This is a genomic window from Diaphorobacter sp. LR2014-1, assembly GCF_002916785.1.
In the GTDB taxonomy this organism is placed as follows: domain Bacteria; phylum Pseudomonadota; class Gammaproteobacteria; order Burkholderiales; family Burkholderiaceae_C; genus Diaphorobacter; species Diaphorobacter nitroreducens.
Genome location: NZ_MTBE01000005.1, coordinates 110242 through 123150, shown reverse-complemented (window position 1 = coordinate 123150; position 12909 = coordinate 110242). Strand labels below are relative to the sequence as shown.

Annotated in this window: 16 protein-coding genes; 8 read left to right on the top strand and 8 right to left on the bottom strand. The window is 62.5% G+C overall.

Going from position 1 to position 12909, the window contains the following annotated elements:
* Positions 1-29 precede the first annotated feature (29 nt).
* From pheS to aceA, 6 genes are all read right to left on the bottom strand, one after another.
* Positions 30-1082, bottom strand: coding sequence for a phenylalanine--tRNA ligase subunit alpha (pheS, locus tag BV908_RS06560; protein WP_011805602.1), 1053 nt, complete (start codon positions 1080-1082; stop codon positions 30-32).
* Between the two features lie 102 nt (positions 1083-1184).
* Positions 1185-1544: a 50S ribosomal protein L20 gene (gene rplT / locus BV908_RS06555; protein WP_005795139.1), complete on the bottom strand. Its 360-nt coding sequence runs from the start codon at positions 1542-1544 to the stop codon at positions 1185-1187.
* Positions 1545-1570: 26 nt separating this feature from the next.
* Positions 1571-1774, bottom strand: a complete 204-nt coding sequence (gene rpmI / locus BV908_RS06550; protein ID WP_103737587.1) for a 50S ribosomal protein L35 — start codon at positions 1772-1774, stop codon at positions 1571-1573.
* Between the two features lie 173 nt (positions 1775-1947).
* Positions 1948-2559, bottom strand: a complete 612-nt coding sequence (infC, locus tag BV908_RS06545; protein ID WP_083766753.1) for a translation initiation factor IF-3 — start codon at positions 2557-2559, stop codon at positions 1948-1950.
* 65 nt (positions 2560-2624) lie between these two features.
* Positions 2625-4544 (bottom strand): threonine--tRNA ligase, encoded by a 1920-nt coding sequence (gene thrS, locus BV908_RS06540; RefSeq protein ID WP_103737586.1) that lies wholly within the window; start codon positions 4542-4544, stop codon positions 2625-2627.
* 282 nt (positions 4545-4826) lie between these two features.
* On the bottom strand, positions 4827-6158 hold the full coding sequence (aceA, locus tag BV908_RS06535) for an isocitrate lyase (RefSeq protein WP_103737648.1): 1332 nt from the start codon (positions 6156-6158) through the stop codon (positions 4827-4829).
* 326 nt (positions 6159-6484) lie between these two features.
* Between aceA and BV908_RS06530 the strand changes: the two genes are divergently transcribed.
* On the top strand, positions 6485-7432 hold the full coding sequence (locus BV908_RS06530; RefSeq protein ID WP_210433998.1) for a DMT family transporter: 948 nt from the start codon (positions 6485-6487) through the stop codon (positions 7430-7432).
* A gap of 9 nt (positions 7433-7441) precedes the next feature.
* Here BV908_RS06530 and rraA read toward each other — a convergent pair whose 3' ends face one another.
* Positions 7442-7948, bottom strand: coding sequence for a ribonuclease E activity regulator RraA (gene rraA / locus BV908_RS06525; RefSeq protein ID WP_103737647.1), 507 nt, complete (start codon positions 7946-7948; stop codon positions 7442-7444).
* A gap of 224 nt (positions 7949-8172) precedes the next feature.
* Here rraA and BV908_RS06520 point away from each other — a divergent pair, with 224 nt between their 5' ends.
* The 6 genes from BV908_RS06520 to BV908_RS06495 all read left to right on the top strand — a co-directional run bounded on the left by BV908_RS06520 (position 8173) and on the right by BV908_RS06495 (position 11289).
* Entirely contained in the window at positions 8173-8463 is a 291-nt protein-coding gene (locus BV908_RS06520; protein ID WP_011805609.1) for an SWIB/MDM2 domain-containing protein, read from the top strand.
* Between the two features lie 187 nt (positions 8464-8650).
* Positions 8651-8923 (top strand): (2Fe-2S)-binding protein, encoded by a 273-nt coding sequence (locus tag BV908_RS06515; protein WP_011805610.1) that lies wholly within the window; start codon positions 8651-8653, stop codon positions 8921-8923.
* A gap of 107 nt (positions 8924-9030) precedes the next feature.
* A complete protein-coding gene (locus BV908_RS06510) occupies positions 9031-9732 on the top strand; it encodes an energy transducer TonB (protein WP_103737584.1) in 702 nt (233 codons plus the stop codon).
* 17 nt (positions 9733-9749) lie between these two features.
* Positions 9750-10466 carry a MotA/TolQ/ExbB proton channel family protein gene (locus BV908_RS06505; protein ID WP_103737583.1) on the top strand — a complete coding sequence of 239 codons (717 nt, stop codon included), beginning with the start codon at positions 9750-9752 and terminating at the stop codon, positions 10464-10466.
* 6 nt (positions 10467-10472) lie between these two features.
* Positions 10473-10883 carry a biopolymer transporter ExbD gene (locus tag BV908_RS06500; RefSeq protein WP_011805613.1) on the top strand — a complete coding sequence of 137 codons (411 nt, stop codon included), beginning with the start codon at positions 10473-10475 and terminating at the stop codon, positions 10881-10883.
* A gap of 196 nt (positions 10884-11079) precedes the next feature.
* Complete coding sequence (locus BV908_RS06495) at positions 11080-11289, top strand: hemin uptake protein HemP (RefSeq protein WP_011805614.1); 210 nt, start codon at positions 11080-11082, stop codon at positions 11287-11289.
* A gap of 220 nt (positions 11290-11509) precedes the next feature.
* On the opposite strand, the gene BV908_RS06490 is transcribed toward BV908_RS06495, so the two are convergent.
* On the bottom strand, positions 11510-11917 hold the full coding sequence (locus BV908_RS06490) for a heme-binding protein (protein ID WP_011805615.1): 408 nt from the start codon (positions 11915-11917) through the stop codon (positions 11510-11512).
* Positions 11918-12145: 228 nt separating this feature from the next.
* Between BV908_RS06490 and BV908_RS06485 the strand changes: the two genes are divergently transcribed.
* Positions 12146-12838: a Bax inhibitor-1/YccA family protein gene (locus tag BV908_RS06485; protein WP_011805616.1), complete on the top strand. Its 693-nt coding sequence runs from the start codon at positions 12146-12148 to the stop codon at positions 12836-12838.
* Positions 12839-12909 lie beyond the last annotated feature (71 nt).

Genomic DNA, 12909 nt, shown 5'->3' with positions numbered 1-12909 from the left:
AACAAGCGCTGGCAGCTCACTTTTTTGCATTACTGGAACTGCGACAGGAAACGGATGTCGCCGTCGAAGAACAGGCGCAGGTCGTTCACGCCGTAGCGCAGCATGGTCAGTCGGTCCGGCCCCATGCCGAAGGCAAAGCCGATGAAGCGTTCGGGGTCCAGCCCCATGTTGCGCACCACGTTGGGGTGCACCTGGCCGGAGCCCGCCACCTCCAGCCACTTGCCGGCCAACGGGCCCGACTGGAACTGGATATCGATCTCGGCGCTGGGCTCGGTGAAAGGGAAGAAGCTGGGGCGAAAGCGCAGCACCAGGTCGTCGCTTTCAAAGAAGGTCTTGCAGAAGTCCGTGAACACGACCTTCAGGTCCTTGAAGCTCACGTTCTCGCCGATCCACAGGCCTTCACATTGGTGGAACATGGGCGAGTGCGTGGCGTCGGAGTCCACGCGGTAGGTGCGGCCCGGAGCGATCACGCGGATCTCGGGCATGGCCTGGCCGGCGTCGATCAGGCCACGGTGTTTCTTCACATGCTGCACGGCGTAGCGCACCTGCATCGGGCTGGTGTGCGTGCGCAGCAGGTTGGGGGCTTCGGGTGTGCCGCCTTCCACGTAGAAGGTGTCGTGCATGGACCGGGCGGGGTGGTCCTCGGGCGTGTTCAGCGCCGTGAAGTTGAACCAGTCGGTCTCGATCTCGGGGCCGTCCGCCACCTCGAAGCCCATCGAACCGAAGATCCGCTCGATGCGCTCCAGCGTCAACGACACGGGATGCAGGCCGCCGCGGCCGCGCTGGCGGCCCGGCAGCGTCACATCCAGCGCCTCGGCCTTGAGCTGTGCCTGCAGCTCGGCGTCCGCCAGCTCCTGGCGGCGTGCGGCGAGGGCTGCCTCCACGGCCTGCTTGGCCACGTTGATGGCGGCGCCGCGGGTTTTCTTCTCCTCGGGCGAGAGCTGCGCCATGCCCTTCATGAGCTCGGTCAGGCGGCCTGACTTGCCCAGGAACTGCGCCTTGGCGTTCTCCAGTTCGGCAGGGGTTGCGGAACGCGCGAACGACTCGCGCGCGCTCGTCACCAAGGAATCCAACTCGTTCATATCGACTCTTGAAAAAGAAACAAGGGCTAGTGCCTTTTCAAGCCCTAGCCCTTGTTGTTTGCGCGCTAGTAGCTATAAAATTTATAGCCACCAATCGTGAACTCAAGCAGCCAGCTTGGCCTTGACTTGCTCCACGATGCTGCCAAAGGCAGCCTTGTCATGCACCGCGAGGTCGGCCAGCATCTTGCGGTCGATCTCGATGGATGCCTTCTTCAGGCCGTTGGCGAACTGGCTGTAGGTCAGGCCCAGTTCACGGGCAGCGGCGTTGATACGGGCGATCCACAACTGGCGGAACACGCGCTTCTTGGTGCGGCGGTCACGGTAGGCATATTGCCCCGCCTTCATCACCGCCTGCTTGGCGATGCGGAAGACGTTACCGCGGCGACCACGGAAGCCCTTGGCAAGGGCGAGGACCTTCTTGTGACGGGCGCGGGCCGTTACACCACGTTTGACGCGAGGCATGTGTTTTCTCCTTGTTCGTCAGTTGATTACAGGCCAGCGGAGGGCAGCATCTTTGCGATGGAACCCATATCGCTTTCGTGCACGTTCACAATGCCACGCAGGTGGCGCTTGTTCTTCGTGGTCTTCTTGGTCAGGATGTGGCGCTTGAAAGCTTGGCCACGCTTGACCGTACCGCCTGGACGAACGCGAAAACGCTTCTTCGCGCTGCTCTTGGTCTTCATCTTGGGCATGTGAATGCTCCTGTTGGTTGTGCTCGTGAGGCGTTTGCACACCGCTGTGCAACCTTGTTGGCCCCGAGCCACTTTTTCAAACGACGCGCCTTGCGGCTCGCCGTGCGGCGGCACTTGCATGCCGCCTATCGGCCGGCACCCTTTTTTAGGGGGCGCCCGCCAAATCTCCTTACTTACGCAGCGTTGTCGCCAGCGGCGGGAGCGCTTTCGGCGGCAGGTTTACCTGCCGGCTTCTTGCGGGCCGGCGCGATCATCATGATCATTTGGCGACCTTCCAGCTTGGGAAACTGCTCCACCAAAATGGTGTCGCCCAGGTCATCCCTCAAGCGGTTGAGCAATGCCAGGCCCAGCTCCTGGTGCGTGATCTCGCGGCCACGGAAGCGCAGCGTGATCTTGCACTTGTCGCCCTCCGCCAGAAAACGGCGGATGTTGCGCAGCTTGATGTTGTAGTCGCCATCGTCCGTACCAGGGCGGAACTTGACTTCCTTGATCTCGATGACCGTTTGCTTGGCCTTGGCCTCGGCCGCCTTCTTCTGCTCCTGATACTTGAACTTGCCATAGTCCATCAGGCGGCAGACCGGGGGATTAGCCGTGGCTGCAATTTCAACCAAGTCCACATCCAGCTCGCCCGCCATGCGCAGGGCCTCTTGCAGGCTGACGATGCCCAGGGGCTCGTTGTCCGGACCGGACAAGCGCACTTCAGGCGCCATGATTTCACGGTTCAGTCGATGCTTGCGCTCCTCGCGCTGGCGACGGTCACGAAATTCGGTAGCGATGGCTCTCACCTTCAATTAAAAAGCTACGAAAAGCGTAGCAGCTTACGCACCAGGGATGCGCTTCAAGCAATGATTCAGACTTTGGAGGCAATGTCCTGCGCGATCAGATCGACGAATGCGTCGAGGGACATCACGCCGAGGTCTTTGTTACCCCGGGCACGCACTGCCACAGCCCCTGCAGCCTTTTCCTTGTCGCCGGCGACGAGGATGTAGGGCAGCTTTTGCAGCGAATGCTCCCGTATTTTATACGTAATCTTCTCGTTACGCAGATCAGTCACCACCCTAAGGCCTTGATTCGGCAACGCTTTTTGCAGCTTTGCGGCGATTTCACGACAGTAATCGGACTGTGCATCGGTGATATTGAGCACCGCCACCTGTACGGGCGCAAGCCAAACGGGCAAGGCCCCGGCGTGTTCTTCGATCAGGATGCCGATGAAGCGCTCCAGGCTGCCCACGATGGCGCGGTGCAGCATCACCGGCCGATGGCGCCCGCCATCCTCGCCCACGTACTCTGCATCCAGCCGCTCGGGCATCGAGAAGTCCACCTGCATGGTGCCGCACTGCCACTGCCGTCCGATCGCGTCCTTGAGCGTGTATTCGATCTTCGGGCCGTAGAAGGCGCCATCGCCGGGAGCGATCTCGAATTCGCAACCCGACGCGCGCAGGCTTTCCATCAGCGCATGCTCGGCCTTGTCCCAGCTCTCGTCGGAGCCGATGCGTGCCTGGGGGCGCGTGGCCACCTTGTAGATGATGTTGTGGAAGCCGAAGTCCTTGTAGACCTTTTGCAGCAACGCTGTGTAAGCCGTGCATTCGGCCAGGATGTGGTCTTCCGTGCAGAAGATGTGACCATCGTCCTGCGTGAAACCGCGCACGCGCATGATGCCGTGCAGGCCACCCGTGGGCTCGTTGCGGTGGCACTGGCCGAACTCGCCGTAGCGCAGCGGCAGGTCGCGGTAGCTCTTGATGCCCTGCTTGAAGATCAGGATATGGCCCGGGCAGTTCATCGGCTTGAGAGCGTAGTCGCGCTTCTCACTCTCAGTGGTGAACATGTTGTCGCGGTACTTGTCCCAGTGTCCCGTTTTTTCCCACAGCGTCTTGTCCAGGATCTGCGGGCCCTTGACCTCCTGGTAGCCGTTGTCGCGGTATACGCGGCGCATGTACTGCTCCACCTCCTGCCACAGCGTCCAGCCCTTGGGGTGCCAGAACACGGTACCAGGCGAATGTTCGTCGATGTGGAACAGGTCAAGCTCACGGCCCAGCTTGCGATGGTCGCGCTTCTCGGCCTCTTCCAGCATGTGCAGGTACTGCTGCAGTTCTTCCTTCGTGGCCCATGCCGTGCCATAGATGCGCTGGAGCATCTCGTTGCGGTGGTCGCCGCGCCAATAGGCGCCCGCCACCTTCATGAGTTTGAAGAACTTGAGCTTGCCGGTGCTGGGTACGTGGGGGCCACGGCACAGGTCTTCAAAGCCGCCCTCGCGGTACAGGCTCACGTCCTCATTCGTCGGGATGCTGGCAATGATCTCGGCCTTGTAGTGTTCGCCCAGGCCCTTGAAGTACGCCACCGCCTCGTCCCGAGGCAATACACGGCGCACCACTGGTTCATCCTTCGCAGCCAGTTCCGCCATGCGCTTTTCAATGGCGGCCAAGTCTTCCGGCGTAAACGGACGCTTGTACGAGAAGTCGTAGTAGAAGCCGTTTTCGATCACCGGCCCGATGGTCACCTGCGCATCGGGAAACAGTTCCTTGACCGCATAGGCCAGCAGGTGGGCCGTGGAGTGGCGGATCACCTCCAGGCCGTCGGCATCCTTGGCCGTCACGATGGACAGCGGGCTGTCTTGCGTGATCTGGTAACTGGTATCCACCACCTTGTCCCCGATCTTGCCGGCGAGCGCCGCTTTGGCCAGGCCCGAACCGATGGAGGCAGCCACCTCCGCCACAGTCACGGGACCAGCAAACTCTCGCTGGGAACCGTCGGGAAGCGTAATGTGAATCATGGAAATCCTTATCGAGTCTTTTTCGGTAGGTGAGCTGCGCTTGACTGGGGTTCAGAAAGCAAAAAGCGCGGTACAGGTCCGCGCTTTTATGGGGGCGAGAGAAATCTCGTGCAGGCGCGAACGGCCAGCCTCAGCGGCTGGAACAGATCTCCGTCGTAGTTCGCGGTGTCATAACCAGACTGCCTTTCTCGCCCTTGTTGGTGAACAGATGTGGCATTTTACCCTGCAGCAACAGAAAAGCCCGAGGCGGGGGCCCCGGGCTTCTCGCATCAACCAAGAAGATCAGTGGAACTGCTCTTCTTCGGTGGAGCCGGTCAGCGCCTTCACGCTCGAAGAACCACCCTGGATCACGGTGGTCACGTCGTCGAAATAGCCTGCGCCCACCTCCTGCTGGTGCGACACGAAGGTGTAGCCCTGCTCACGTGCGGCGAACTCGGGCTCCTGCACCATGTTCACGTAGTGCTTCATGCCTTCGCCGCGGGCATAAGCATGGGCGAACTGGAACGTGTTGTACCAGTTGATGTGGATGCCGGCCAGCGTGATGAACTGGTACTTGTAGCCGAGTGCCGACAGCTCGTCCTGGAACTTGGCGATGGTCTTCTCATCCAGGTTCTTCTTCCAGTTGAAGGACGGCGAGCAGTTGTACGACAGCAGCTTGCCGGGGCACTTCGCATGCACGGCCTGGGCGAACTCGCGGGCAAAACCCAGGTCGGGCGTGCCGGTCTCGCACCACACCAGGTCGGCGTAGGGGGCGTAGGCCACACCGCGGCTGATGGCTTGCTCCAGACCATTCTTCACGCGATAGAAGCCTTCCTGCGTACGCTCGCCCGTCAAGAACGGCTTGTCGTTGGCGTCGTGGTCGCTGGTGATCAGGTTGGCGGCCTCGGCATCGGTGCGGGCCAGCACGATGGTGGGCACGCCCATCACGTCGGCAGCGAAGCGGGCAGCGATCAGCTTTTCGATGGCTTCCTGTGTAGGCACGAGGACCTTGCCGCCCATGTGCCCGCACTTCTTCACGGCAGCCAGTTGGTCTTCGAAGTGCACGCCGGCCGCGCCAGCGGCAATCATGTTCTTCATCAGTTCGAAGGCGTTCAGCACACCGCCGAAGCCGGCTTCGGCGTCGGCCACGATGGGCAGGAAGTAGTCGATGAATTCCTTGTCGCCGGGATTGATACCGCGGCCCCACTGGATCTCGTCGGCACGCTTGAAGGTGTTGTTGATGCGGCGCACCATCGTGGGCACCGAGTCATAGGCATACAGCGACTGGTCGGGGTACATGGTCTCGCTGGTGTTGCCGTCAGCGGCCACCTGCCAGCCCGACAGGTACACGGCTTCCAGGCCCGCCTTGGCTTGCTGCATGGCTTGGCCGGCGGTGATGGCACCGAAGGCATTCACATAGCCCTTCTTGGCGCCGCCATTGATCTTGTCCCACAGCTTCTCTGCGCCACGCTTGGCCAGCGTGTATTCGGGCTGGAGGCTGCCACGCAGACGCACCACGTCAGCTGCTGTGTAGCCGCGCTTCACGCTCTTCCAGCGGGGATTCTGGGCCCAGTCCTTTTCCAGGGCTGCGATTTGCTGCTCACGGCTCAGTTGTGCGTTCAGGGAATCTGGCATGTTGCTCTCCAAGAGATGAAGGAATGGGCGGGTACCGCTCCCGGGACCCTTGGACACAACTTTAAGTCTTCTATAAGACCACATCAATCTCTTATGTCTTATATAAGAGATAAATTTAAGCCATGAAAATCAATGGCTTATGCGTTCTATATCTCCATATGAAAATTCATTTCTCGTATCGAGAAATTTTTCCGCAACGCAACAAACAAAATTTTCGCAATAAGGAATTAGGCTTTCTCCATGCGAAATAGGAGGCCTGGTGAGTTCCTTTCCATGAGTGCCCCGAGCTCATGCATGATGGAGCCTCCGTTCGGAATCTTCATCAGATGCCAAACCGCCCCACCGCATACCTTTGCCTGGCGCTCAGCATGATGCTGGTGGGTGCCTACGTGGCGCTCTCCAAGCCGCTGGCCGCGGCGTTCCCCGTGCTTTTGCTGGCGTGGTTGCGTTTCGGTATCGGCGCAATGGCCATGCTCGGATGGTTGAAGAAACCGCACCAGGAGCCACCTCTGACGCGGCAGACCCAAGGCCTGCTTTTTCTGCAGTCGCTGCTGGGCAACTTTCTGTTCACCGTTTGCATGATCTACGGCGTGAGCCTGACCAGCGCCACCTCTGCCGGGGTGATCATGGCGACCATCCCCGCATGTGTGGCGGTCATGAGCTGGCTGTTCCTGCGTGAACAGGTGGCGACCCGCACCTGGGTGGCGGTGGCCTGCGCAGTGGCGGGTATTGTGCTGTTTGCGCTATCCAAACCAGAGCACTCCGCACACGCCAGCAATGCCCTACAGCCCGAAAATGCCCAAAACTTGCAATGGCTGGGCTATGCCCTGCTGCTGGCCGCATCGCTGTGCGAGGCCGCCTATTCCGTCATCGGCAAGAAGCTCACCGGCACTCTGGGGCCACGGCGCATCACGGCGCTGATCAACCTGTGGGGCTTCATGCTCTCGATGCCTTTCGGGCTGTATTTCGCCCTGTACTTCGACTTCACAGCCGTACGCTGGCCCACTTGGTTGCTGCTGGTGTTCTACGCCATGGCAGCATGCATGTGGAGCGTGTGGCTGTGGATGACCGGCCTGAAGACCGTCCCCGCCGCGCAGAGCGGCGTATTCACCGTGCTGCTGCCGGTGAGCGCGGCGCTCGTGGGCGTGCTGGCGCTGGGCGAGCGCTTCACGACCATGCAGTTCATGGCCTTTGGCATCGCACTGGCCAGCGTCGTACTGGCCACGATGCCCGCACGGCTGCCGTGGCGCACCGGCCGCGACATGCGCGCCTGACCGGCGACGTTACAGCGCGTGGTCGCTGATCACGATGCCGTCGGCATCCGCATACAGCCAGTCGCCCGGCCGCACCCACACGCCCTGTACCTGCACCGCCACGTCAGAAAGCCCTTCGCCCCGCTTTTCGGTGGGCAACGGCATGAGTGCGAGTGCGCGGATACCCACGCGCTCGGCATTCAGTTCTGCCACGTCGCGCACGCAGCCATTCACGACGATACCGGCCCAGCCATTGCGCGCCGCGCTGGCTGCCAGATTGCCCCCCACCAGCGCGCGACGCAGCGAAGCTCCGCCGTCCACCACCAACACGCGCCCGTTGCCCGGCGAATCCACGGCCGCCTTGACCAGCGTGTTGTCCTCGAAGCACTTCACCGTGCTCACGGGGCCGCTGAAAGCGGGCAGCGCTCCGTAGCTCTGGAACACGGGCGGCAGCACGCGGAACGCGCCACTGTCGTCACCCTTGTGGGCGTCGCAGAGATCGCAGGTGCTGATGGCCGGGGTCGGGTGTGCAGACATGGAAGGGAAGCCTTTCTGTGCATAAAGGGGGATGGTGCGCCGCAGCAAGCTGCGGTGGCGCATTCTCGCGCGTGCCGGCGGTTGGCCGCCAGAGCAACAAATCGAGGCAAAAAAGAGGCAGCTCGCCTTGGAAACCGGTTTTTTTCCCAGTAGCATCACCGCTGCCAGTGGAGCTGCGGCGTTCGCTGGTGACATATTTCATTTCCAACAAGGAACAACCCAACATGGCAACTGCAAAGACCGCGTCCGCAGCACCCGCAAAGAAGCGCACCCCCAACGCCGCTTTCATGAAGCCCCTGACCCCCAGCCCCGCTCTGGCGGCCGTGGTCGGCGCCACCCCGCTGCCGCGCACGGAGATCATCAGCAAGCTGTGGGTGTACATCAAGGCGCACAACCTGCAGGACGCCTCCAACAAGCGCATGATCAACGCGGATGCCAAGCTCAAGGAAGTGTTCGGCAAGCCCCAGGTCTCGATGTTCGAGATGGCCGGCCTGATTGGCAAGCACGTCAAATAATCTGCCCTGCCAGGCTCTCTGCGAGAGCCAGGCGAACAAAAACCGGCATGCGCATGCCGGTTTTTTTTCGCCTGCAAGGCACTCGGCAATGGTTTCTTACACGGCAGTGGGGTCAAGGACTGCAAATGCGATGAATTCGCATTTATAATCAGTTCATCGTCCATAGCCAGCCACGACTGCCTGCACCATGATCGTCTGTGTTTGCCACCGCGTTTCCGACCGGGAGATTGCACGCCATGCGCGCGCAGGTATGAGCTTCGATGAGATTCAGTTCGAGTTGGGCGTCGCCACCCAATGCGGCCGCTGCGAAGACTGTGCCCGCGATGTCGTGGCGCAGTGCTGCGCATCGCAGCCGGTGGCCGCCCTGTACAAGGACACCGATCCCACAGCCGTCCAGCTTGCCACCCTCATCCCGGAAGGCAAGGCATGCAACTGTTCTACGCGCTCGCAGGAAGTCTGATCATCGTCATATGCTCGGTCTGGTGGATCCTGCATAAATAGACCGCCTATTCAAGGCTTTTTTGGCCTTCCGACCAAGCTGGACAAGCGCCAGCAGCTATCATTTTTATGTCCTCTGACCGATACGGCTCCCCCGGGGGCTTGAGCCGCAATGCCGTGATCGCAGGCTCCGTGGTGGTGCTGCACGTGGCCGGCCTGTGGGCCCTGCAGTCAGGTCTGGTGCGCAAGACGGCGGAGATCATCATCCCTGCTGAGGTGTTGAGCGAATTCATCGCGCCGCCCGCGCCTCCGGCCCCACCGGCCCCCCCCGCTCCGCCGCCGCCCAAACCAGCCCCAGCGCCGCCCAAACCCGTGGCGCCCAAGCCGCGCCCCGCCCCCATGCCCGTGGCGGTCCCCGCCCCGACACCCGCCCCCGCCGCGCCCACGGGCGTCGTTGAGCCTCAGCCCCTGGCCCCACCGGTTGCGGCCGCGCCCGTCGCCGCACCGGCGGCCCCCGCGGCTCCACCGGCGCCGGCCGCACCCAGCATCGAGTTGCCCTCCAGCGACGCGAGCTACCTGAACAACCCCAAGCCCGTCTACCCCGCCGTGAGCAAGCGGCTGGGAGAACAAGGCAAAGTGATGCTGCGCGTGCTCATCGGCACCGACGGACTGCCGCAGAAAGTAGAAGTCAAGCAGTCCAGCGGTTTCGAGCGCCTGGACCGCCAGGCCATCGACGCCGTCATGCGCTGGCGCTTCGTACCCGGCAAGCGCAACGGCGTGCCAGAAGCCATGTGGAATCTGGTCCCGATCAATTTCGTTCTCCAACAATAAGTCTCGCAGGAGTTTTCATGGAATCGCATTTCGGCATTGCCAATGTCTGGGTACAGGGCGACTTCGTCACCCGCGCCGTCGCTGTGCTGCTCATCGGCATGTCGCTGGCATCGTGGATCGTCATCATCATCAAGGCGCTGGACATCCTGAAGTTCAAGAAACACGCCCGCCAGGCACGCGACTTCTGGCACAGCGAAGACTTCGCCGCCGGCCTGACCAAGCTGGGCTCCGACCCGAGCAACCCCTTCCGCCACCTCGCCTTGGAAGGCCGCGAAGCCACGCAGCACCACCGCAACACGCAGGCCCATCTGCATGACAGCCTGGACGTGAGCGACTGGGTCACGCGCTGCCTGCGCAACTGCATCGACGAGTTCACGGCGCGCGTGCAGGCGGGCCTGGCCATCCTGGCCTCCGTGGGCTCCACGGCGCCATTCATCGGCCTCTTCGGCACCGTGTGGGGTATCTACCATGCGCTGGTGGCCATCGGCGCCTCGGGCCAGTCGACCATCGACAAGGTGGCCGGCCCGATCGGCGAGGCGCTGATCATGACCGCGCTGGGCCTGGCCGTGGCCATTCCCGCCGTGCTGGGCTACAACGCCCTGGTGCGGGGCAACAAATCCATCCTGCACAGCCTCAACAGCTTTGCGCACGATCTGCACGCCTACTTCGTCACCGGCGCGCGCGTTTCGGTACACGGCGAGGCAGCCAAGGTGCTGCCCATCAAGAAAGGCTGATGCGCCATGGCTTTCGGAACCCAGGACGATGCCGACGAGGTGATGAACGAAATCAACATGACGCCGCTGGTGGACGTCATGCTGGTGCTGCTCATCATCTTCATCATCACCGTGCCGGTGATGAAGCACGCGGTGCCGGTGGACCTGCCGCGTGCATCCAACGAGCGCGAAATCATCAAGCCCGAAACCATCCGCCTGTCGGTGACGGCCGACGGCAAGTACCACTGGAACGAGACCACGATCGGAGACGACGAGCTGGAGCCGCGCCTGCAGGCCGAGGCCCGCAAGGACCCGCAGCCGGACCTGCACATCCGCGGCGACAAGGACGTGCGCTACGAGCGCGTGGCGCAGGCGATGTCGGCGGCGCAACGCGCGGGCGTGCGCAAGATCGGCTTCGTGACCGACCCGGCGCCCTGACGCACCACGGCCGCGCCGGCGCGCCGGCCTTCACAGCTGCCGCCCCACGGGCGGCGCAGCAGCGTCTCCAGCGCCACCTGCGGGGGCTGCCTCTTGCATCTGGATACGAATCGACAGGAAATTTTCAGCCCCGGATGCTTGATCTTTAATTGAGAATGGTTATCATTTGACCACCGTAACGCACCGAGACTTCACCATGCATGCCAGCCTGACCGCACCGTCCGCACTGACCGCACCCCGCATGTTCGCGGTGCCCGCCGATTCCAGCCCGGCGTCCCACGCCGAAGGCCGCGCCGTCGACAGCAGCACCCTGCTGCGCGGCCAGAAGGCCGTGGCCATCGTGCACAACGGCGCCGTCTACCGGCTGCAGGCCACCAAGCTCGGCAAGCTGATCCTGACCAAATAAGTTTCATCGTGGGGCGACTCCAGGACCTCGGTCCGAAGGGTCGTATTGGCCAGCCAACGGGCATGCCCGCGTAGCCAGGCTTTTTTTCCCTGCACACCCATGAAAAAACCGGCCCACGCGCCGGTTTTTCTGTTGGAACCCAATATGTTTTTGGCCTCCAGCGCCCTTCCAACAAGCGCTAGCAGCTATCAAAACAATAGTAATCGCTCCCGATGAGCGCTTACAGCCCGATCGCCGCAATCCCCGCGCGCGCAATCTGCGCGTCCTCATGGGACTTCACGCCGCTCACACCCACGGCGCCCAGGCACTGGCCGTTCTTCATGATGGGTACGCCGCCTTCCAGCATGCCCTGCAGCGCAGGCGCGCTCAGGAAGGCCGTGCGGCCGCCGTTGATCACGTCTTCATAGCCCTTGCTCTCGCGGCGGCCCAAGGCGGCCGTGTGGGCCTTGGCCGGCGCGATGTGCGCGGACACCGCTGCGGCCCCGTCCAGGCGCTGCAGCCACAGCAGATGTCCGCCGTCGTCCACGATGGCGATGGTCACGGCCCACTGGTTCTTCAGGGCCTCGGCCTCGGCGGCGGCGGCGATCAGCTTGACGTCGGAGAGTTCAAGTTCGGGTTTGGTCTTCATGAGGCAGTCCTGCAGGAGGTGGGTGGATGCGCCCGGCCAGCCGGCAGGGCGCGCAACGGGAAAACGAAAAGCATAGTGCCAGCGGGCCCGCCCAGTGCCCCGCCGCAGGGCAAAAGAATGCAACCCATAAAGTACGGGATGGTGCGCGGGTATTGCATTCGGCGCCAAAAGCCACCACCTAGAATCATTCGGGTCTGCGCTGTGCAGGCCAATCAGGAGAGAAACCAGATGAACCCAGAAATCACCAGTGTCGGCTCCGCGGGCTATGGCATCTCGCAGGAGCAGCGCCACCGCGTACTGCGCAACACGTACTGGCTGCTGGCGCTCAGCCTGCTGCCCACCGTGTTGGGCGCCTGGATCGGCGTGGCCACGGGCATCACGCAGTCGCTGCGCGGCGGCCTGGGGCTGATCGTGTTCCTCGGCGGCGCCTTCGGCTTCATGTTCGCCATCGAAAAGACCAAGCGCTCGGCCGCGGGCGTGCCGGTGCTGCTGGCCTTCACCTTCTTCATGGGCCTGATGCTGTCGCGCCTGATCGGCATGGTGCTGGGCTTCAAGAACGGCACCGACCTCATCATGACGGCCTTCGCCGGCACGGCGGGCGTGTTCTTCGTCATGGCCAGCCTGGCCAGCGTCATCAAGCGCGACCTGTCGGGCATGGGCAAGTGGCTGTTCGTGGGCGCGCTGGTGCTCATGGTGGGCGCCATCATCAACGTGTTCGTCGGCTCGTCGGCGGGCATGATGGCCATCTCGGTGGCAGCGATCGGCATCTTCAGCGCCTACATGCTGTACGACCTGAAGCAGATCCTGGACGGCGGCGAGACCAACTACATCAGCGCCACACTGGCGCTGTACCTGGACATCTTCAACGTGTTCCAGAGCCTGCTGGCCCTGCTGGGCATCATGGGCGGCGAGCGCGACTGAACGGCCTTCCCACCGCACAAGCGTCGCAAGGCCCCGATTTCCGGGGCCTTTTTCACGTCCGCCCTTGGCTG

What these genes read in the sequence shown, in the direction of transcription:
- rplT (WP_005795139.1), bottom strand. Translation starts at nt 1,544, where the DNA reads ATGCCTCGCGTCAAACGTGGTGTAACGGCCCGCGCCCGTCACAAGAAG.
- aceA (WP_103737648.1), bottom strand. Translation starts at nt 6,158, where the DNA reads ATGCCAGATTCCCTGAACGCACAACTGAGCCGTGAGCAGCAAATCGCA.
- BV908_RS06490 (WP_011805615.1), bottom strand. Translation starts at nt 11,917, where the DNA reads ATGAAGACCAAACCCGAACTTGAACTCTCCGACGTCAAGCTGATCGCC.
- BV908_RS06515 (WP_011805610.1), top strand. Translation starts at nt 8,651, where the DNA reads ATGATCGTCTGTGTTTGCCACCGCGTTTCCGACCGGGAGATTGCACGC.
- rraA (WP_103737647.1), bottom strand. Translation starts at nt 7,948, where the DNA reads ATGTCTGCACACCCGACCCCGGCCATCAGCACCTGCGATCTCTGCGAC.
- rpmI (WP_103737587.1), bottom strand. Translation starts at nt 1,774, where the DNA reads ATGCCCAAGATGAAGACCAAGAGCAGCGCGAAGAAGCGTTTTCGCGTT.
- BV908_RS06505 (WP_103737583.1), top strand. Translation starts at nt 9,750, where the DNA reads ATGGAATCGCATTTCGGCATTGCCAATGTCTGGGTACAGGGCGACTTC.
- thrS (WP_103737586.1), bottom strand. Translation starts at nt 4,544, where the DNA reads ATGATTCACATTACGCTTCCCGACGGTTCCCAGCGAGAGTTTGCTGGT.
- BV908_RS06495 (WP_011805614.1), top strand. Translation starts at nt 11,080, where the DNA reads ATGCATGCCAGCCTGACCGCACCGTCCGCACTGACCGCACCCCGCATG.
- BV908_RS06520 (WP_011805609.1), top strand. Translation starts at nt 8,173, where the DNA reads ATGGCAACTGCAAAGACCGCGTCCGCAGCACCCGCAAAGAAGCGCACC.
- BV908_RS06530 (WP_210433998.1), top strand. Translation starts at nt 6,485, where the DNA reads ATGCCAAACCGCCCCACCGCATACCTTTGCCTGGCGCTCAGCATGATG.
- pheS (WP_011805602.1), bottom strand. Translation starts at nt 1,082, where the DNA reads ATGAACGAGTTGGATTCCTTGGTGACGAGCGCGCGCGAGTCGTTCGCG.
- BV908_RS06500 (WP_011805613.1), top strand. Translation starts at nt 10,473, where the DNA reads ATGGCTTTCGGAACCCAGGACGATGCCGACGAGGTGATGAACGAAATC.
- BV908_RS06485 (WP_011805616.1), top strand. Translation starts at nt 12,146, where the DNA reads ATGAACCCAGAAATCACCAGTGTCGGCTCCGCGGGCTATGGCATCTCG.
- BV908_RS06510 (WP_103737584.1), top strand. Translation starts at nt 9,031, where the DNA reads ATGTCCTCTGACCGATACGGCTCCCCCGGGGGCTTGAGCCGCAATGCC.